General features: G+C 68.8%; 14 protein-coding genes. 10 read left to right on the top strand and 4 right to left on the bottom strand.

Features of this window, described 5'->3' with window-relative positions:
- Nucleotides 1-74: 74 nt before the first annotated feature.
- Together QMZ26_RS18855 and QMZ26_RS18850 are read right to left on the bottom strand one after the other, a co-directional pair.
- Nucleotides 75-1646 carry a hypothetical protein gene (locus QMZ26_RS18855; protein WP_283222342.1) on the bottom strand — a complete coding sequence of 524 codons (1572 nt, stop codon included), beginning with the start codon at nt 1644-1646 and terminating at the stop codon, nt 75-77.
- A 30-nt stretch (nt 1647-1676) separates the two neighbouring features.
- Nucleotides 1677-3836, bottom strand: a complete 2160-nt coding sequence (locus QMZ26_RS18850) for a bifunctional (p)ppGpp synthetase/guanosine-3',5'-bis(diphosphate) 3'-pyrophosphohydrolase (protein WP_174214139.1) — start codon at nt 3834-3836, stop codon at nt 1677-1679.
- Nucleotides 3837-4078: 242 nt separating this feature from the next.
- Between QMZ26_RS18850 and pgaC the strand changes: the two genes are divergently transcribed.
- From pgaC to QMZ26_RS18835, 3 genes are read left to right on the top strand one after another with little or no spacing between them, the layout of a single operon-like run.
- Nucleotides 4079-5335: a poly-beta-1,6-N-acetyl-D-glucosamine synthase gene (gene pgaC / locus QMZ26_RS18845; RefSeq protein WP_345782699.1), complete on the top strand. Its 1257-nt coding sequence runs from the start codon at nt 4079-4081 to the stop codon at nt 5333-5335.
- A complete protein-coding gene (gene pgaD, locus QMZ26_RS18840; protein WP_283222340.1) occupies nt 5332-5784 on the top strand; it encodes a poly-beta-1,6-N-acetyl-D-glucosamine biosynthesis protein PgaD in 453 nt (150 codons plus the stop codon). The genes pgaC and pgaD overlap by 4 nt, the downstream gene beginning before the upstream one ends.
- 58 nt (nt 5785-5842) lie before the next feature.
- Entirely contained in the window at nt 5843-6367 is a 525-nt protein-coding gene (locus tag QMZ26_RS18835) for a hypothetical protein (RefSeq protein ID WP_283222339.1), read from the top strand.
- A gap of 94 nt (nt 6368-6461) precedes the next feature.
- Here the strand turns inward: QMZ26_RS18835 and hrpA are convergent, their stop codons facing one another.
- Nucleotides 6462-10544 carry an ATP-dependent RNA helicase HrpA gene (hrpA, locus tag QMZ26_RS18830; protein WP_283222338.1) on the bottom strand — a complete coding sequence of 1361 codons (4083 nt, stop codon included), beginning with the start codon at nt 10542-10544 and terminating at the stop codon, nt 6462-6464.
- A gap of 86 nt (nt 10545-10630) precedes the next feature.
- Between hrpA and QMZ26_RS18825 the strand changes: the two genes are divergently transcribed.
- The 6 genes from QMZ26_RS18825 (at nt 10631) to QMZ26_RS18800 (ending at nt 17268) form a co-directional block, all read left to right on the top strand.
- Nucleotides 10631-11179 (top strand): Dps family protein, encoded by a 549-nt coding sequence (locus QMZ26_RS18825; protein WP_079222875.1) that lies wholly within the window; start codon nt 10631-10633, stop codon nt 11177-11179.
- A gap of 286 nt (nt 11180-11465) precedes the next feature.
- Complete coding sequence (gene recQ, locus QMZ26_RS18820) at nt 11466-13271, top strand: DNA helicase RecQ (protein WP_283222337.1); 1806 nt, start codon at nt 11466-11468, stop codon at nt 13269-13271.
- A 212-nt stretch (nt 13272-13483) separates the two neighbouring features.
- Nucleotides 13484-13864: a CopL family metal-binding regulatory protein gene (locus QMZ26_RS18815; protein WP_283222336.1), complete on the top strand. Its 381-nt coding sequence runs from the start codon at nt 13484-13486 to the stop codon at nt 13862-13864.
- A 58-nt stretch (nt 13865-13922) separates the two neighbouring features.
- Entirely contained in the window at nt 13923-15740 is a 1818-nt protein-coding gene (locus QMZ26_RS18810; RefSeq protein WP_283222335.1) for a copper resistance system multicopper oxidase, read from the top strand.
- A complete protein-coding gene (locus QMZ26_RS18805) occupies nt 15737-16687 on the top strand; it encodes a copper resistance protein B (protein WP_283222334.1) in 951 nt (316 codons plus the stop codon). The genes QMZ26_RS18810 and QMZ26_RS18805 overlap by 4 nt, the downstream gene beginning before the upstream one ends.
- 68 nt (nt 16688-16755) lie before the next feature.
- Nucleotides 16756-17268 carry a GNAT family N-acetyltransferase gene (locus QMZ26_RS18800; protein WP_283222333.1) on the top strand — a complete coding sequence of 171 codons (513 nt, stop codon included), beginning with the start codon at nt 16756-16758 and terminating at the stop codon, nt 17266-17268.
- A 129-nt stretch (nt 17269-17397) separates the two neighbouring features.
- Here the strand turns inward: QMZ26_RS18800 and QMZ26_RS18795 are convergent, their stop codons facing one another.
- Nucleotides 17398-17709: a zf-TFIIB domain-containing protein gene (locus QMZ26_RS18795; RefSeq protein ID WP_116864732.1), complete on the bottom strand. Its 312-nt coding sequence runs from the start codon at nt 17707-17709 to the stop codon at nt 17398-17400.
- 191 nt (nt 17710-17900) lie between these two features.
- Between QMZ26_RS18795 and QMZ26_RS18790 the strand changes: the two genes are divergently transcribed.
- The gene (locus QMZ26_RS18790; protein WP_108747225.1) at nt 17901-18323 is read left to right on the top strand and encodes a response regulator; all 423 of its coding nucleotides are present in this window, start codon (nt 17901-17903) and stop codon (nt 18321-18323) included.
- The last annotated feature ends 214 nt before the right edge of the window (nt 18324-18537 follow it).

Below are 18537 nucleotides of genomic sequence, written 5' to 3'. Positions count from 1 at the left end.
GCTATGCGAAACATGGCCAGACGGGGGAAGTTGGAGCCGCTGGACTATACCCGACTCCCCTCCACGGCGCAGGGTCAACGCCGCCAGGATTCCGCTCCCACCTGCCGCAGGCGCTGCTCGAACGCGTCCAGTTCCGGCAGGTCCGGCTGCAGCTGGCGCACCTGGGCAACGGCGGCCTCGGCGAAGGCCACGTCGCCGCGGCCCAGGCGCTCGCTGCCGATGGCCAGCCAGCGCTGCGCCAGCCGCACCCGTGCCGACGGCAGGCCCGGTGCGGTCGGCGCCAGCGTCTGCCACGCCTGCAGGCAGGCGCCCGCAGCCTGTACCCGGTTCTGCCGCAGGTTGTCATTGAAACACTGCCGGCTGGCCGGCAACAGGCGCGCAGCGGCCGCCCTGACGCGGGCATCGCGCGGGGCCAGTGACTGCGCCTCGCGCAGTGCGTCGAACGCGCTGTGCCCGGGCGGGCTGATCCAGCGTCCTTCGCGTTCGGCGCGGTCGATCTGGCGCAGGCGGTCGCGCAGCTGCCGCTCGCGCTGGGCCGCGCTCAAGGTGGGTTGCTGCTGCGCCTGCCGGGCCTGCTGCGCACGCTGGATGCGCTGCGCGGCCTGCTGCAGGGCCGCCTGCGATGCGCCCAGTGCAGCGGCCCGCGCACGGTCGGCCTCGGCCGCTTCGAACTGGAAATCGGCAGCGTGGCGCTGGCTGCGCGCCAGCAGTGCCTGCGCACTCTGCTCGCGGCCGCGCAGCGCATTGGGATCATCGGCCGCCACCGCCAGCACCGCCTCGAAGGCGTCGGCCGCGGCCTCCAGCTTCTGCTGTTTCAGCGCGCGCTGGCCCTGCCGCAGGCGCTGGTCCAGCGCACGTGCCAGCGCTTCCTGGCTGGCCGGCAGATCGCTGTGCCCGGCATCAAACTGGCGCGCGCGCTGCAGCAGCGCCGCGGCCTGTGCCAGCTCGCCGCGTGCGGCCAGCGCCCGTGCGCGCTGCAGCAGGTCACTCAGCGCGTCCTCGCGCCCTTCGAGCGCCGGCAGGTTGTCCGGCTGCAGGGCCAGGATGCGCTGGAACAACGGCAGTGCGCTGCTGTCGCCGTCATCCAGACGGCCGGCCGCGAAGGCATTGCGCGCCTGTGCCAGCAATGCGCCGATACCGGCACCTGCACTGCGCCGTGCCTGCAGCTGCTGCGCCACGGCATCGGCCTGGCCCTGCGGCACCTGCAGTTCGCGGGCCAGGGCCAGCGCCTTTGCACTGCCGTCCAGGTCATCGGCCTGCAGCCGCTCGCCGGCCTGCCGCAATGCCGCCGCCCCCGTGCGTGCCAGGCCCTGTCGCGCCTGCAGGCGGTCGCCATCGAGGGCCAGCGCGGCCTGGTAGCGTTCGCGTGCGCCGCTGCCGTCGTCGGCGCTCAAGCGCCCCGCGGCCAGCGCGCGGTCGCCCTCGGCCAGCAGCTGTTCGATCTGCGGTTCGTCCCAGAACCAGTCCGCCAGCGGCCTGCGCAGCAGCACCAGCGCCACGAACACCAGCACCGCCGCCAGCAGTGCCCAGCGCCAGACCCGGCGCGCATGGCGCGCCTGCAGCCACCACCAGCGCCCCTCGCGGCGAACGCGGTCCAGCGCGGGGTGGTCGGCGCCGTGGCGGCGATGCGGGGGCTCGCGTTCCATGCGTGCAGGGTAGTCGGGGCAGCGTGAAGCTCAGCCCAGACGACGCGCCTCGCTCACGCCCGGCAGGGCATCCAGCTTGCCCAGCAGGTTCGACAGCTGGCCGTAATCGGTCACCTTCAGGCGCAGGCGCAGGTGCGCGCGGCCGCTGTTGCGCACGTTGTCGCTGTGGATGTCGAGCACGTACGCGTCTTCCTGTGCGATCAGGTTGGTGATGTCCTTCAGCAGCCAGCGGCGGTCGACCGCGCTGACCACAACGTCCACTTCGTAGCCGCCGCCGGCCTGGCCCCATTCCACCGGCAGGATGCGCTGCGGGCTGGCGGCGGCAAGCCGTGCCAGCGCCGCGCAGTCTGCACGATGCACGGTGACACCCCGGCTACGGGTCAGGTAGCCGACGATGGGTTCGCCCGCCACCGGCTGGCAGCAGCGCGCCAGCTGCACCAGCAGGTTGCCCACGCCCTGCACGGTGAACTTGGAATTGCCCAGGTTCTCGCGGCGCGCAGTCGGCCGCGGCAGGGTCGGCGCAGGCGCCGGCTGGCTGGCCGCACGCTCGGCTTCCAGCAGCGCGCGGCTGACCTGGTTGGGGCCCGTATCGCCCAGCGCCACCTGGATGTACAGGTCGTCGATGCTGTCGGCGTGGAACTTCTTCGCCGCCGCTGCCAGGTCTGAATGCTGCAGGCCCAGCCGCTTCAGCTCGCGCTCCAGCAGCTCGCGGCCGGCCTGCACGTTGCGTGCACGGTCAAGCTTGTGGAACCAGCTGCGCACCTTTTCGCGCGAGCGGTTGCTGGCCAGGAAGCCCAGCGCCGGCATCAGCCAGTCGCGGCGGGGATCGGCCTCCTTGCCGGTCAGGATCTCCACGCGGTCGCCGCTGCGCAGGCGGTAGGTGAGCGGCACGATGCGGCCATTGACCTTGGCGCCCCGGCAGCGGTGGCCCACCATGGTGTGCACCTGGTAGGCGAAATCGAGCGGCGTGGCGCCCTGCGGCAGGTCCAGCACCTCATCCTTGGGGCTCAGCGCGTAGACCCGGTCTTCGGTCAGCTCGGCATCCAGCGCGCCAGCCAGTTCGTTGCCCTGCCCTTCCTGCGCCTGCTCCAGCAGCTGCCGCATCCAGGTGATCTTGCGATCAAAGGCTTTTTCCGCGCCCTTGCTGCCTTCCTTGTACTTCCAGTGCGCGGCCACGCCCAGCTCGGCCTGCGCGTGCATGTCATGGGTGCGGATCTGCACTTCAATGGTGCGCCCTTCCGGGCCGACCACGGCGGTATGCAGCGAACGATAGTCGTTGGCCTTGGGGCGGGCGATGTAGTCATCGAACTCGCTGGGCACCGGCGCCCACAGTGCGTGCACCACGCCCAGCGCGGCGTAGCAGGCGGCCACATCGTCCACCATCACCCGCACCGCACGGATGTCGTACAGCTGGTCGAAGGCCAGCCGCTTCTTCTGCATCTTCCGCCAGATGCTGTAGATGTGCTTGGGCCGCCCGCTCACTTCAGCGTGGATGCCCTGCGCGGCCAGTTCGCGCGACAGCGTCTTCTTGACGTGCTCGACGTAGCGTTCGCGGGCGATGCGCGTTTCGTCCACCTCGCGCGCGATGCGGCGGTAGGTGTCCGGCTCCAGGTGGCGGAACGCCAGGTCCTCCAGCTCCCACTTCAACTGCCAGATACCCAGGCGGTTGGCCAGCGGGGCATGGATGTCACGGGTCAGCTGGGCCAGCGCGCGGCGCTGCTCCTCATCCAGCTTGTCGGCCGCACGCATGCGCGCCAGCTGGCGGGCCAGCAGGATCGGCACCACCCGCAGGTCGTGGATGATGGCCAGCAGCAACCGGCGCAGGCCTTCGCTGTTGCGCCCGGCTTCGCGGCCGGCATGCAGTGCCCAGACCGGATCAGCCGCGTCCTGGCCGTCCAGCAGCCCGGCCACCGCGGCCTTGTGGCTGCCCAGCGGCAGCGCGTCCAGGTGCGCGCGCAGGCCCGGCAGGTCGAACAGCAGGGCGGCCAGCACCGCGCCTTCGTCGGCCGACAGCAGGGCCAGTGCGTCCAGCGTATCGGCCAGTATCGACAGGCTGCTGCCACGCATCTCGTGCGAGGTATCGGCAGCGTCCCACCACTGCAGCAGGGCTTCGCGCAGCGGCGCGGGCAGCACCGCTGCCGAGGGACGGTTCAACAAGGCTTCCAGGCCGGGGGCAGACGCGCGGTTCACAGCATCGGACATCAAAGACAGAGGGCTCTACGGTAACGCTCCGCCCGTTCAGGAACAATCGCCAGCGCCTTCATCGACGCTCATGTGTTCATGCCGGCGCAGGCCCGTGGCAGCGGGCGCGGCACCCTGCTTCCTGACTGGATGGTTCAGACAACCACGCCCGGTTTACAAACCGCTGGGCATGGTCGAGTCCGCTGCGGTGGTGTGCCGCAGCGTGCCTGCGGGGAGTGCCGATGTCGTGGATGGAAAACGTTTCACTCGTCACGCTGCTGTTCAACTTCGCCTTCTTCTATCCGGTCGTGATGGCCTTTTTCTGGATGGTCGGCGGCATCTACTACTACCTGCGCCGCGAACGCGGTGCGCCGCTCCCTGACGCGCCCCCGCCATTGCACAGTGAGCCGCCGGTCAGCGTGCTGGTGCCCTGCTTCAACGAGGCGCGGCACATCGCAGACACGATCCACGCGATCGCTGCACAGGTTTACCCGCGGCTGGAAATCATCGCCATCAACGATGGCAGCAGCGATGACAGCGCCACCGTGCTGGAGAGCCTGCTGCCGCAGTATCCGAACCTGCGCGTGGTGCACCTGGAACAGAACCAGGGCAAGGCCAATGCGCTGCGCATCGGTGCACTGGCCGCGCGTTCGGAATACCTGGTCTGCGTGGATGCCGATGTGCTGCTGGACCCGCATGCAACGCGCTGGATGGTGGGCCACCTGATCGATGGGCCGCGGGTTGGCGCGGTCACCGGCAACCCGCGCGTACGCAACCGCACCACCCTGCTGGCCCGCATGCAGGTGGGCGAGTTCTCGGCCATCATCGGCCTGATCAAGCGCGCCCAGCGCGTGTACGGCCGGCTGTTCACCCTGTCCGGTGCCGTCTGCGCGTTCCGCCGCACCGCGCTGCATCGGGTGGGCTTCTGGAACGACCGCATGGTCACCGAAGACATCGACATCTCCTGGCGCCTGCAACTGGATGGCTGGGACATCCGCTACGAACCCAATGCGCTGAGCTGGGTGCTGATGCCTGAAACCGTAGGCGGCCTGTGGCAGCAGCGCCTGCGCTGGGCACGCGGCGGCGTCGAAGTCCTGCTGCAGCACGGGCGCAGGGTGCTGTCGTGGCGGCGGCGGCGGATGTGGGGCGTACTGCTGGAATACGCCCTGAGCCTGGCCTGGGCCTACACCATGCTGGTCATCGTGCTGCTGTGGCTGCTCGGCAAGGTGATGCCCCTGCCCCGCGCCCTCTACGTGGATACGCTGCTGCCGCGCTGGCACGGCGTCGTGCTGGCCCTGGTGTGCCTGCTGCAGTTCGGCACCAGCCTGCTGATCGAACGCCGCTACGAACGCGGCCTGGCGCGCCAGTTCTACTGGGTCATCTGGTATCCGCTCGCTTTCTGGACCATCGGTATGGCCGCCGCGGTGGTGGCCCTGCCGCGCACCTTGCTCTCCTGGCGGCAGCAACGCCGCGCACGCTGGATCAGCCCGGATCGGGGGGTTTCATGACGCCACCACCTGTCATCGTCCGGCCCGAGCGGCTGGCGCGCCAGAAGCGCTTCCTGCAGCGCGCAGCCACCCTGCTGGCGTGGTCGGCCTACGCCTGGCTGTGGGTGCCGCTGGTCACGCTGGTCGCCTGGGTCCTGGGCCTGCAGGCGGGCTGGGACCGGCTGTACCTGCACCGCAACGCGGTCGACCCCTTCATTCTCGCCGCGCTGCCGATCATCGCGCTGCTGTGCGGGCTGCTGCTCATCGGCTGGGCCGAGTACAACCGTGCCCGTTTCGCCGATGCCGACCGCCGCCTGCGCCGCTCGGACGTGGCCGACGCGGCAGTGCGGGAACGGCTGCAGGCCCCCGCCCAGGTGATGCATACCCTGCGCCGGCACCGGGTGGTGACCGTACGCATGGACGAGCAGGCGCGGCCGGTGAAAGCGTGGCGGACACCACGCGGGCCGTAGGGCAGGTGCCGCCTGGCGTGGGCTGCTCTACACTCGGGCCACATCCTGGAGAAACGCCATGTCCCTGCGCCTGTTGCGCCCGCTCTGCCTTGCTTTCGTTCTATGCACCGTCGCGTTGCCGGCCCTGGCCCAGCGTGTTGTCGAGGGCGACCTGCAGACGCAGATGAGCCACGAGGAATTCAAGGCCGCCGGCCTGGACAAGCTCAGTGCCGCCGAACTGGCCACGCTCAACCGCTGGCTGCAGGGCAAGGTCGAAGCGGCCACCACCCAGGCCGTGGCCGCCGTGCGCGAAGAAGCGCGCGAAGAGGGCCGCCAGGAAGTGATCGTCAAGAACCGCGGGTTCTTCGATTTCGGCAGCAATGAGCCGGTCACCGGCGTGCTGCAGGGCGAGTTCCGCGGCTTCGGCAAGGGCCGCATCTACACCCTGGACAACGGCCAGGTGTGGGAACAGACCGACGCCACCAGCCTGAGTGGCGTGCGCCGCACGTCGCCCAAGGTCAGCATCTCGCCCGGCATGATGGGCGTGTGGTACATGAAGGTGGAAGGCGTGAACACCCAGGCCAAGGTGCGCCGCACCAAATAACACCGTGACCTTGCTGTAGAGCCGAGCCCACGCTCGGCTGATTGCGATGCATCGAAAGGCAGCCGAGCGTGGGCTCGGCTCTACAGGTCAGGATTCACGCCTGGCGCAGCGCGGTCACCCGCTGTGCCAGTTTCTTGGCCGAGATGCCAGTACGGGCACCCAGTTCCTGCGCGAACAGCGATACCCGCAGCTCTTCCAGGTCCCAGCGCAGCGCCTGCCATTGCGGGCGCTCACGCAGGCCCCGCGTATCGCCTTCGCGCAACGCATCCAGGAACGGGGTCAGTTCCAGCATGCGCGCCTGGTCGCGTGGCGGATCGCGCTTGGCGCGTTCAGTGCGCAGGATCATCGCCTTGAGGTAGCGCGGGTACTGCGCCAACGCGTCGGCCGGCGTATCGCGCAGGAAGCCGGGATGAATCAGGCCCACCAGCTGCGCTTCCATGTCATCCAGGTTGCCGCGCGCCCAGCCCATCAGCGGTGCTTCCAGCAGCGGCTTCAGCTCCGCCACCAAGGCCAGGATCGTCTCGGCCAGTTTCAGCCGCGACATCGCCTCGCCGAACAGCGCCTTGGCCGCGTGGTCGCGACGCTGCTCGAAGGCGGCCGCGTCGCGGATGTCCTCCAGCCCTTCGGCCAGCACGGCGTTCATCGCCGCATCAACGAGGTCGCCACGCAGGCGTTCCTGCGATTCGATGGCCGCATACAGCAGGCCGGTCTTGGGCGCGACCGGCAGCTGCTTGCGCGCCTGCTTCACTTTCTCGGCCAGGGCGATCTCCAGCAGACGGCGCACGCCCAGCGGATGGGCCTCCTGTGCCTGCTGGCGGTCGGCGAAGATGCGCAGCGCCACGCTGTCACCCTCGTCCAGCAGCGCCGGATAGGCCGGCACGCCGGCTTCGCCCGGTACCTGCAGCGGAATCGGCGTGGCCGGGAACGTGCGCAGCCCATCGGCCGCCATCTCGCGGCCAGCCCGCGCAGCGAAGGCCTCACCGGCACGGCCACCGAACGTCGCACGCAGCGCATCGAGGTCGCGCGAGGTCGCCAGCACCTTGCCGTGCTCATCGCGCAGGCGCAGGTTCATGTGCAGGTGCGGCTCGATCGAACCAGGCTCGAAATCAAGCGCGCTTACCGTCGCACCGGTCGCGCGTGACAGGAAGCGCGCCAGTTCACCGCTGATGGCATCGGCGCTGGGCTGCGGGAACGCCTCGAAGAAGGCGCGGCCGAAATCCGGTGCCGGCACGTAGTTGCGGCGCATCGCCTTGGGCAGGCTGCGGATCAGCGCCGAGGCCTTGTCGGCCACGAAGCCCGGCGCCAGCCAGCCCAGCTGCACCGGGTCCAGCGCATTGAGCAGGTGCAGCGGCACATCCAGGGTCACGCCGTCGTCGTCGGCGCCCGGCTCGAAGCGGTAATGCAGCGGCAGGCGCGCCTGGCCCAGCGGCAGGTACTTGGGGTAACGCTCCTGCTCGCTGCCTTCGCCGGGCAGCAGGTCGACCAGCGACCAGTGCAGCGTCCTGCGCTGTTCCGGCGGCAGTGCTTTCCACCAGGTATCCAGGCCAGCAGCCGAATGGATCTGTGGCGGCACCCGGTCCAGGTACCAGCGCGCCTGCCAGTCCTCGTCGGCGACGATGCCGGCACGGCGCAGCTTGGCCTCTTCCTCGCGGGCCAGTTCCAGCACCTTCTGGTTGTCGGCCACGAAGCTGGCGCGGGTGTTGATCTCGCCGGTCACCAGCGCCTGCCGCACGAAGATGTCATGCGCCTCGCCAGGCTCGATGCGGCCGTAGTGCACCGGCTTCTTCGGTGCCAGCACCAGGCCGAACAGGCTGATCTGCTCGGAGGCCAACACCTGTCCCTGCGCGCGCGACCAGTGCGGGTCGAAGTGCTTGCGCAGCAGCAGGTGCGGCAGCTCGGCGATCACCCAGTCCGGCTCGATCGCGGCCAGGGTCATGCCCCAGACCTTCTGCGTGTCCAGCAGGTTGGCCACCAGCAGCCACGGCGGCGGGCGCTTGGACAGCGTCGAGCCCGGGAACGGCAGGAAGCGGCGCTGGCGCGGGGCCTGGAAATCGCCCTTCTCGGTGCGATGGCCGATCTGCGTCGGCAGGCCTGCCACCAGTGCGCGGTGCAGCGTCTGGTAGGCGGCCGCACGCACGCGTTCGCTGAAACCGCCCCCGGCGGGGGCCTGTTCCTTCTGTGCGCGCACGGCCACCGGGGCCGGCGCGGCTTCGGCCTTGCCTTCGCGGGCCAGGCGCGCGGCGCGGTGCAACTGGCCACGGGTGGCCTTCACCGCCGCCGCATCGTCACGCGCCGGCGCCGGCGCACTGCTGCCGGCCAGCAACGGTGCCATCGAGGCATCGCTGGTTTCTTCCTTCCAGCCCAGTTCTTCGCAGAGCAGGCGCAGCTGGCGGTGCAGTTCGCGCCATTCGCGCATGCGCAGGAAACCGAGGAAGTGGCGCCCGCACCAGTCGCGCAGCTTGGACTGGGTCAGGTCTTCGTGGGCCTGCCGGTAGGCATCCCACAGCCGCAGCACGCCGACGAATTCGGAGCGGCCATCGGCGAACTGCGCATGCGCGCTGTCGGCCGCACCGCGGGCTTCGGGCGGGCGCTCGCGCGGGTCTTGGATGCCCAGGAACGAGGCGATCACCAGCATCGGCCGCAGGCAGCCGGCGGCCTGCGCGGCCACCAGCATGCGCGCCAGCTTCACGTCCACCGGCAGGCGAGCCATCTGCTTGCCGATGGTGGTCATGCGCCGCTCGGCATCGATCGCGCCCAGCTCGGTCAGTTGCTGCCAACCGTCGGCCACCGCACGTTCGTCCGGCGCTTCCAGGAACGGGAAATCCTCGATGCGGCCCAGGCCCAGCTGCAGCATGCGCAGGATCACCCCGGCCAGGCTGGAGCGGCGGATTTCCGGATCGGTGAACTCCGGACGCGCCTGGAAATCAGCCTCGGCGTACAGGCGGTAGCAGATACCTTCAGCGATACGGCCGCAGCGGCCCTTGCGCTGGTTGGCACTGGCCTGCGAGATCGGCTCGATGTGCAGGCGGTCCAGCTTGTTGCGCGGGCTGTAGCGCTTGACGCGGGCAAAGCCCGGGTCGACCACGTACCGGATGCGCGGCACCGTCAGCGAGGTTTCCGCCACATTCGTGGCCAGCACGATGCGCCGGTTCGGGCCGGGGTTGAACACCCGGTCCTGGTCCTGGTTGGACAACCGCGCGTACAGCGGCAGCACCTCGGTGTTGCGGTACTTGCGCCGCTCCAGCGACTGGTGCGCGTCGCGGATCTCGCGTTCGCCGGGCAGGAAGATCAGCACGTCGCCGCGCGAATCCAGGCGGGTGATCTCGTCGATGGCCGACACGATGGCATCGTTGACGGTGCGCTCGCCCTGGTCTTCGCCCTCGCCTTCCAGCGCGCGGTAGCGCACTTCCACCGGGAAGGTGCGGCCTTCCACGCTGATCACCGGCGCATTGTCGAAATGCTGGGCGAAGCGTTCGGTGTCGATGGTGGCCGAGGTGACGATCAGCTTCAGGTCCGGGCGCTTGCGCAGCAGCTGCTTCAGGTAGCCCAGCAGGAAGTCGATGTTGAGGCTGCGTTCGTGCGCCTCGTCGACGATGATCGTGTCGTAGTTCGACAGCCAGCGGTCACTGGCGATTTCCGCCAGCAAAATGCCGTCGGTCATGAACTTGATGCGGCTGTCTTCGCTGACCTTGTCGTTGAAGCGCACCTGGTAGCCGACCAGCTGGCCCAGTTCGCTCTGCAGTTCCTGCGCCACGCGGCTGGCCACCGCACGTGCGGCAATCCGTCGCGGCTGGGTGCAGCCGATCATGCCGGCCTGGCCCCGGCCCGCGGCCAGGCACAGCTTGGGCAGCTGGGTGGTCTTGCCCGAGCCGGTTTCGCCGGCAATCACCACCACCTGGTGGTCGCGGATCAGGCCGATGATCGCCTCGGCTTCACGCGCAATCGGCAGCTGCGGGTCCAGAGTAATGGCCGGCTGCTGTTGCGCCCGTACCTGCCGGCGCTGCACCGACGCCTGCAAGGCCTGCTCGAAGGTAGCGGCCAGCGCCGCATCCTGCGGCTTGGCCTGGCAACGCGAGAGCATTCCCAGCAAACGGCCCCGGTCGCGGCTCATGGCGCCGTCAATGGCGGCGCGCTGTTGGCGCAGGCGGGGCGGCGGATTTTTATCGATAGCGTTCATCAATCGGTTCGTTCAAAACTTTGAAAGCGACCAGTCATCGAGACTGATTTACTGTGAAGGCCAACGATTCCACAAGGAGGAACCCCATGGCGAAGACCAAGAGCACGACCAAGCCCAAGACCGGCAAGCAGAAGCTTGCAGCGGCGGCACCGTCGGCACCCAACATCGATATCGGGATCACCCAGGGCGACCGCAAGAAGATCGCCGACGGTCTGTCGCGGTTCCAGGCTGACGCGTTCACGCTCTACCTGAAGACCCACAACTTCCACTGGAACGTGACCGGTTCGATGTTCAACTCGCTGCACACGATGTTCGAGACGCAGTACACCGAGCAGTGGGCGGCGCTGGACGATGTGGCCGAGCGTATCCGTGCGCTGGGTTTCAATGCCCCGGGCTCCTACCGGGAATTTGCTGCGCTGACCTCGATCGCCGAGGAGCCGGGCCTGACCGACAGTGCGGACTGGCGGGAAATGGTACGCCAGTTGGTGGTCGCCAACGAAGCGGTCTGCCGTACGGCGCGTGAAGTGCTGGATGTGGCGGACGACGCCGACGACGCCCCGACCGAGGATCTGATGACCCAGCGCCTGCAGACCCACGAGAAGTACGCCTGGATGCTGCGCTCCCTGCTCCAGTAAGGGTTGAGGGGGTTTCGGCAGGGCTTGCAGCCCTGCACCTGCAGAATCAACGTCAACATCAACGTCAAAAGCTGGGTTTCCTGAGGGTTGGCGGGGTGGGTCCGGTGGCAGGGGACGCCGGAACCTGCTGCTGAAGGTGGGTGCCGACCGTTGGTCGGCACGGGGTTGGATATCGATATCTGACAGATGTGCCGACCAACGGTCGGCACCCACCAACAGCCGCATGAAACTGTCAGGGGTGGGGCGCAGCCCTGCCGAGACACCCCCGCCGGGGTAAACTAGCCGGATGGCTTCCCGTCCCGCGCACGAACTGCTCCAACGCGTCTTTGGTTACGACGATTTCCGTGGTCCCCAGCAGGACATCGTGGAGCACGTGGCTGCCGGTCATGACGCACTTGTCCTCATGCCCACCGGCGGCGGCAAGTCGCTGTGCTATCAGGTCCCGGCCCTGCTGCGCGACGGTTGCGGCATCGTCATCTCCCCGCTCATCGCGCTCATGCAGGACCAGGTCGAAGCCCTGCGCCAGCTCGGCGTGCGCGCCGAATACCTGAACTCTACCCTGGATGGCGAAACCGCCGCCCGCGTCGAGCGCGAGCTGCTGGCCGGCGAGCTGGACATGCTCTATGTGGCCCCCGAGCGCCTGCTGACCGGCCGCTTCCTGTCCCTGCTCTCGCGCAGCCACATCGCCCTGTTCGCCATCGACGAGGCGCACTGCGTGTCGCAGTGGGGCCACGATTTCCGCCCCGAGTACCGCCAGCTGACCGTCCTGCACGAGCGCTGGCCGGATATTCCGCGCATCGCCCTCACCGCCACCGCCGACCCGCCCACCCAGCGCGAGATCGCCGAGCGCCTGGACCTGGCCGAGGCACGGCACTTCGTCAGCTCCTTCGACCGCCCCAACATCCGCTACACCGTGGTGCAGAAGGACAACGCCCGCAAGCAGCTGACCGATTTCCTGCGCGGCCACCGCAGCGAGGCCGGCATCGTCTACTGCATGTCACGGCGCAAGGTCGAGGAGACCGCCGAGTTCCTCTGCGGCCAGGGCTTCAATGCCCTGCCCTACCACGCCGGCCTGCCGCCGGAAGTGCGCGCCAACAACCAGCGCCGCTTCCTGCGCGAGGACGGCATCGTCATGTGCGCCACCATCGCCTTCGGCATGGGCATCGACAAGCCGGACGTGCGCTTCGTGGCGCATACCGACCTGCCCAAGTCGATGGAAGGCTATTACCAGGAAACCGGCCGCGCCGGCCGCGACGGCGAGGCCGCCGAGGCCTGGCTGTGCTACGGCCTGGGCGATGTGGTGCTGCTCAAGCAGATGATCGAGCAGTCCGAGGCCAGCGAGGAACGCAAGCAGCTGGAGCGGTCCAAGCTGGACCACCTGCTGGGCTACTGCGAATCCATGCAGTGCCGCCGCCAGGTGCTGCTGGCCGGCTTCGGCGAAACCTACCCGCAGCCCTGCGGCAACTGCGACAACTGCCTGACACCGCCCGCCGCCTGGGATGCCACCGTCCCCGCGCAGAAAGCACTGAGCTGCGTCTACCGCAGCGGCCAGCGCTTCGGCGTCGGCCACCTGATCGACATCCTGCGCGGCAGCGAGAACGAGAAGATCAAGCAGCAGGGCCACGACAAGCTGAGTACCTATGCCATCGGCCGCGACCTGGATGCGCGCACGTGGCGCAGCGTGTTCCGCCAGCTGGTGGCGGCCAGCATGCTGGAAGTGGACAGCGAGGGCCATGGCGGCCTGCGCCTGACCGACGCCAGCCGTGACGTGCTGACCGGCCGCCGCCAAGTCAGCATGCGCCGCGATGCCGCCAGCACCAGCGGCGGCCGCGAACGCAGCGCGCAGCGCACCGGCCTGTCGGTGCTGCCGCAGGACCTGGCCCTGTTCAACGCCCTGCGCGGCCTGCGGGGCGAGCTGGCGCGCGAACAGAACGTGCCGGCCTTCGTGATCTTCCACGACAGCACCCTGCGCAACATCGCCGAACAGCGGCCGACCAGCCTGGACGAACTGGCCCGGGTCGGCGGCATCGGCGGCACCAAGCTGAGCCGCTACGGCCCGCGCCTGGTGGAGATCGTGCGCGAGGAAGGGTGACCGTTCTGCCGTGCCGTTCTGCGCGCTCGCCGGGCGTGGCCCGGCGCTACCGCATGCGGTGTATGCCGTTGTAGAGCCGAGCCCATGCTCGGCTGCCGTTGCCGCAGAAGCAGCCGAGCATGGGCTCGGCTCTACATTGGTGCGGCTCCAACCTTGAACGCGCCATTCAGCAAGAAGTGCATCGCGCGCCGCTTGCCGCTAGATTGACGCCCATGTCCCTCGCCTCGACCCTGCTCCGCGTCGTGCTCATGCTCAGCCTGTTGCTCAACGGGCTGAACGCGGCCATGGCCAGCGGGCACGAGCAGACGGGCCAGATGGCGCACGCCATGGCCGCCGCAGGCGCGGCCGAGGGCGATTGCCATCACCACGCTGGCATGAAGGCCGAGCCCGCGCCCCAGGCCGAAGCTCCCGCCCACGATGCCCACTGCCAGATCAAGGACTGCGTGCGCAGCTGCGCCCAGCACCCGTTGCTGGCCGTGCAGCCGCAGCCGTTCCTGGCCGGCCCGGCACTGTCGCTGGCCCCGCAGCCGATGCCCGGCGCTGGCCGCCCGGCACCGCCGCTGCCGCCCATCTCACGCCCTCCCATCGGCTGATTCCACGCGTACCGCTGCCGGCGTCCTGCCGGCGCCTTCCCGTGTCTGGAGTCACCCCATGAATACCCGCATTCCCCCCGGCCCGGGCGGCCTGCCCATGCCGTCGCGCCGCCTGTTCGTACAGGGCCTGGCCGCTGGCGGCGTGGTCGCCGGCGCCACCGCCATCGGCGTGCCGCAGCGCGCGCTTGCCGCGGCCAGCGCCACCCCGCGCCTGGCCGGCGCGCCCGCCGTGCTGACCGATACCCGCATCGAGCTGGCCATCGGCGAGTCGCTGGCCAACTTCACCGGCCGCACCCGCCCGGCCATCACCGTCAACGGCTCGCTGCCAGCGCCCATCCTGCGCTGGCGCGAAGGCCAGACCGTAGACCTGTTCGTGCGCAACACGCTCGACCGCCACCCCACCTCCATCCACTGGCACGGCATCCTGCTGCCGGCCAACATGGACGGCGTGCCCGGCCTCAGCTTCAACGGCATCGGCCCCGGCGAGACCTACCACTACCACTTCCAGCTGAGGCAGTCGGGCACCTACTGGTACCACAGCCATTCGATGTTCCAGGAGCAGGCCGGCCTGTACGGCGCGCTCATCATCGACCCGGCCGAACCGGCGCCGTACCACCACGACCGCGAGCACGTGATCCTGCTCTCGGACTGGACCGACATGGATCCGGGCGCGCTGTTCCGGCGCATGAAGAAGCTGGCCGAGCACGACAACTACTACAAGCGCACCCTGCCCGACTTCGTGCGCGACGTGCGCCGCGATGGCTGGTCGGCCGCCGTGGCCGACCGTGGCATGTGGGGCCGGATGCGGATGACGCCCACCGACATCTCCGACGTCAACGCGCACACCTATACCTACCTGATGAACGGCACGGCGCCGGCCGGCAACTGGACCGGGCTGTTCCGCAGCGGCGAGAAGGTGCTGCTGCGCTTCATCAACGGCGCCTCGATGACCTACTTCGACGTGCGCATCCCCGGCCTGAAGATGACCGTGGTCGCCGCCGACGGCCAGTACATCCACCCGGTCAGCATCGATGAATTCCGCATCGCCCCGGCCGAGACCTTCGATGTGCTGGTGGAACCGACCGGGCAGGACGCCTTCACCATTTTCTGCCAGGACATGGGCCGCACCGGCTTCGCCGCCGGCACCCTGGCCGTGCGCCATGGCCTGCAGGCACCGGTGCCGCAGCGCGACCCGCGCCCGCTGCTGACGATGAGCGACATGGGCCATGACATGGGCGGCCACGATATGGGCGGCCACGGTGGCCACGACATGGCCGCGATGAAGAGCATGGAAGGCGGCTGCGGCGCCAGCATGGGCCACGGCGCCCATGGCGATGCGTCCGCCAGCAAGGCACCGAAGCACCCCGCCAGCGAACGCAACAATCCGCTGGTGGACATGCAGAGTTCGGCCAGCGAGCCGAAGCTGGATGACCCCGGCATCGGCCTGCGCGACAACGGCCGCCAGGTGCTCACCTACGGCGCCATGCACAGCCTGTTCGAAGACCCCGATGGCCGCGAGCCGAGCCGCGAGATCGAGCTGCACCTGACCGGGCACATGGAAAAGTTCGCCTGGTCGTTTGACGGCATTCCCTTCGCCAGCGCCGAACCGCTGCGGTTGAACTACGGCGAGCGCATGCGCATCGTGCTGGTCAACGACACCATGATGCAGCACCCCATCCACCTGCACGGCGTGTGGAGCGACGTGGAAAACGCACAGGGTGAATTCCAGGTGCGCAAGCACACCGTGGACATGCCGCCGGGCACCCGCCGCAGTTACCGCGTGCGCGCCGATGCGCTCGGCCGCTGGGCGTACCACTGCCACCTGCTGTACCACATGGAAGCAGGCATGATGCGCGAAGTGAGGATCGAAGAATGAGCCGTCACCTCTCCCGCAGCCTGCTGGCCCTGGGCCTGGCCGCTGCCCTGCCTGCGTTCGCGCAGTCGCATGACGCGCATGCCGGCCATGACATGGCCACGCCCACACCGGCGCCGGTCGATCACTCGACGATGGACCACTCGAAGATGGATCATTCGAGCATGGACCATGGCGCGATGGATCATTCGCAGATGGACCATTCGGCGATGGGCCACGACATGCCCATGCCCGCGCCCAGCGAACCCCGCGAGCCCATCCCGGTGCCCACCGATGCCGACCGCGCCGCCGCGTTCCCGCCCATCGACCATGGCGCCATGGAACACGCCCCGGACATCAACAGCCTGCTGCTGATCGATCGCCTGGAACACTGGGACGGCAGGAACGGAAACGGCCAGGCCTGGGAGGCCACCGGCTGGATCGGCGGCAACATCAACCGCCTGTGGCTGCGCAGCGAGGGCGAACGCAGTGGCAGTCGTACCGAGTCATCATCGCTGGAAGCGCTGTACGGCCGCAGCGTGTCGCCGTGGTGGGACGTGCTGGTGGGCGTGCGCCAGGATTTCCGCCCGGCCGATTCGCGCACCTGGGCCGCCATCGGCATCCAGGGCCTGGCGCCGTACAAGTTCGAAAGCTCGGCCACGCTTTACCTGGGCTCCGGCGGGCAGGTGCTGGCCAAGGCCGAAGTGGAGTACGAGGTGCTGCTGACCAACCGGCTGATCCTGCAGCCGCTGGTGGAAGCGACGCTGGCAGCCAAGGACGAACCGGAACATGGCATCGGCCGCGGCCTGAACAAGGTCGAGACCGGCCTGCGCCTGCGCTACGAGTTCAGCCGCCGCTTCGCGCCCTACATCGGCATCAGCCACGAGCGCAGTTTCGGCGATGCTGCCGACCAGGCCGGTGACCACGCGCGCGACACGCGCTGGGTGGCCGGTGTGCGCATGTGGTTCTGACGCACTGCACGGCCCCGGCAACTGCCGGGGCCAGCTACACTGCGCCGCGTTCCATCCCACACACCGCCATGTCCCTGCAGATCCGCCGCGCCACCCTGGCCGATGCCGAAGCGCTTTCGGGCATCGCCATTGCCACCTACACCGAAACCTGGGGTGATTCGTACCCGCCGCAGGAGCTGGACGTGTTCCTGCAGGACCACTACGGCATTGCGCCGCAGCGCGAGGAACTGTCCGACCCGCGCAGCGCGGTCTGGCTGCTGCTGGAGCATGCGGACGTGGTCGGCTACCTGGCCGCCGGTGCCAACACCCTGCCGCATGCCGATGCACGCGAGGGCGACATCGAGCTGAAGCGGCTGTACATCCTCGCCGCCCACCAGAACGGCGGCCATGGCGCGCGCCTGATGGATGCGTTCATCGCCTGGCTGGACCAGCCCCGGCACCGCACCCTGTGGGTGGGCGTGTGGGAAGAGAACTTCGCCGCGCAGCGCTTCTACGCGCGCTACGGCTGCGAGAAGGCCGGCGAGTACGACTTCATCGTCGGCAGCACGCTGGACCGCGAGTTCATCCTGCGCCGCCCGTAGAGTCGAGCTTGCTCGACTGCACCTGTTCCGTAGAGTCGAGCTTGCTCGACTGCACCTGTTCCGTAGAGTCGAGCTTGCTCGACTGCACCTGTTCCGTAGAGTCGAGCTTGCTCGACTCTACAAACAGCGTCAGAAGTCGAACAGTTCCGACAGGAAGCTCTCTTTCTTCTTTTTCTTGTAACCGTGGCCGTACTGCCCACGGTTTTCATCCTGGCGCTGGCCAAGATGGCGGGTATCGCGATGCATCACCGGCGGCGGCGCAACCTGCGGCGCGGCCTGCACCGGGGCCGGCGGCGGCACTGCAGCGCCGGCACGCTCGATGATCTTGTCCAGCTCCCCACGATCCAGCCACACGCCACGGCAGCCCGGGCAGTAGTCGATTTCGATGCCGTGGCGCTCGGCCATCTGCAGGGTCTGGGTGGTACACACGGGGCACTGCATGGGCGTGGCTCCTGTTGGTCAGCATTCGACTCTACCTGTGCATCGATGACTGGCCGGCAACATGACCGTTGGCGGGGGCCCCGCCCTGCGTGCTGTAACGCCGTCTTAGCCGACCCTGCACGCCGGGATCACCCCACGGTCGAGCATACTTGCGCGCCTTTTCACCAATTGCTGTCCGGAGTTGTCGCGTCATGTTGCTGTCCAAGCGCCACGTAGAGCCCCGCGTCCTGCTGATCGAGGACGCCGAGGAGACCCGCGAGCTGAGCCGCATGGCGCTGGAGAGCCAGGCCTGCCACGTGGTGGGCGTGAGCTCGGCCGAAGCCGCGCTGGGCCTGCTGGCCGCCGGCGAGCGCTTCGACCTGCTGTTCACCGACGTCAACCTGGGCCTGGTCAGCGGCATCGAGGCCGCCAACCACGTGCGCGGCCTGTACCCGCAGCTGCCGATCCTGGTCACCTCGGGCATGGACCAGCACGCGGTGCTGCCGCAGCTGCGCGATGGCATCCACTTCCTGCCCAAGCCGTACAACATGAGCGAGCTGCTCGACGCCATCCGGCTGTGCTTCCGCCACGCCGATGCCGGCGTGTTGACCGGCCCGGACGCGCAGGCCGCCTGAAGCCCTGATCCACGCGTGGCGTGGATCTACTGACACTGAAGTAGATCCACGCCATGCGTGGATGACCGTCGACCAGCCCGGACGCGCAGGCGGCGTAAGGCCCATTGATCCACGCGTGGCGTGGCTCTACCGGACAATGAAGTAGATCCACGCCATGCGTGGATGACCGTCGACCAGCCCGGACGCGCAGGCCGCCTGAAGCCCCGATCCACGC

Origin of the sequence: Stenotrophomonas sp. PFBMAA-4 (assembly GCF_030053215.1) — a bacterium.
Taxonomy (GTDB): Bacteria; Pseudomonadota; Gammaproteobacteria; order Xanthomonadales; family Xanthomonadaceae; genus Stenotrophomonas.
Note: the sequence above shows the minus strand (reverse complement) of the source record. Positions and strands in the feature narration are given on the sequence as shown.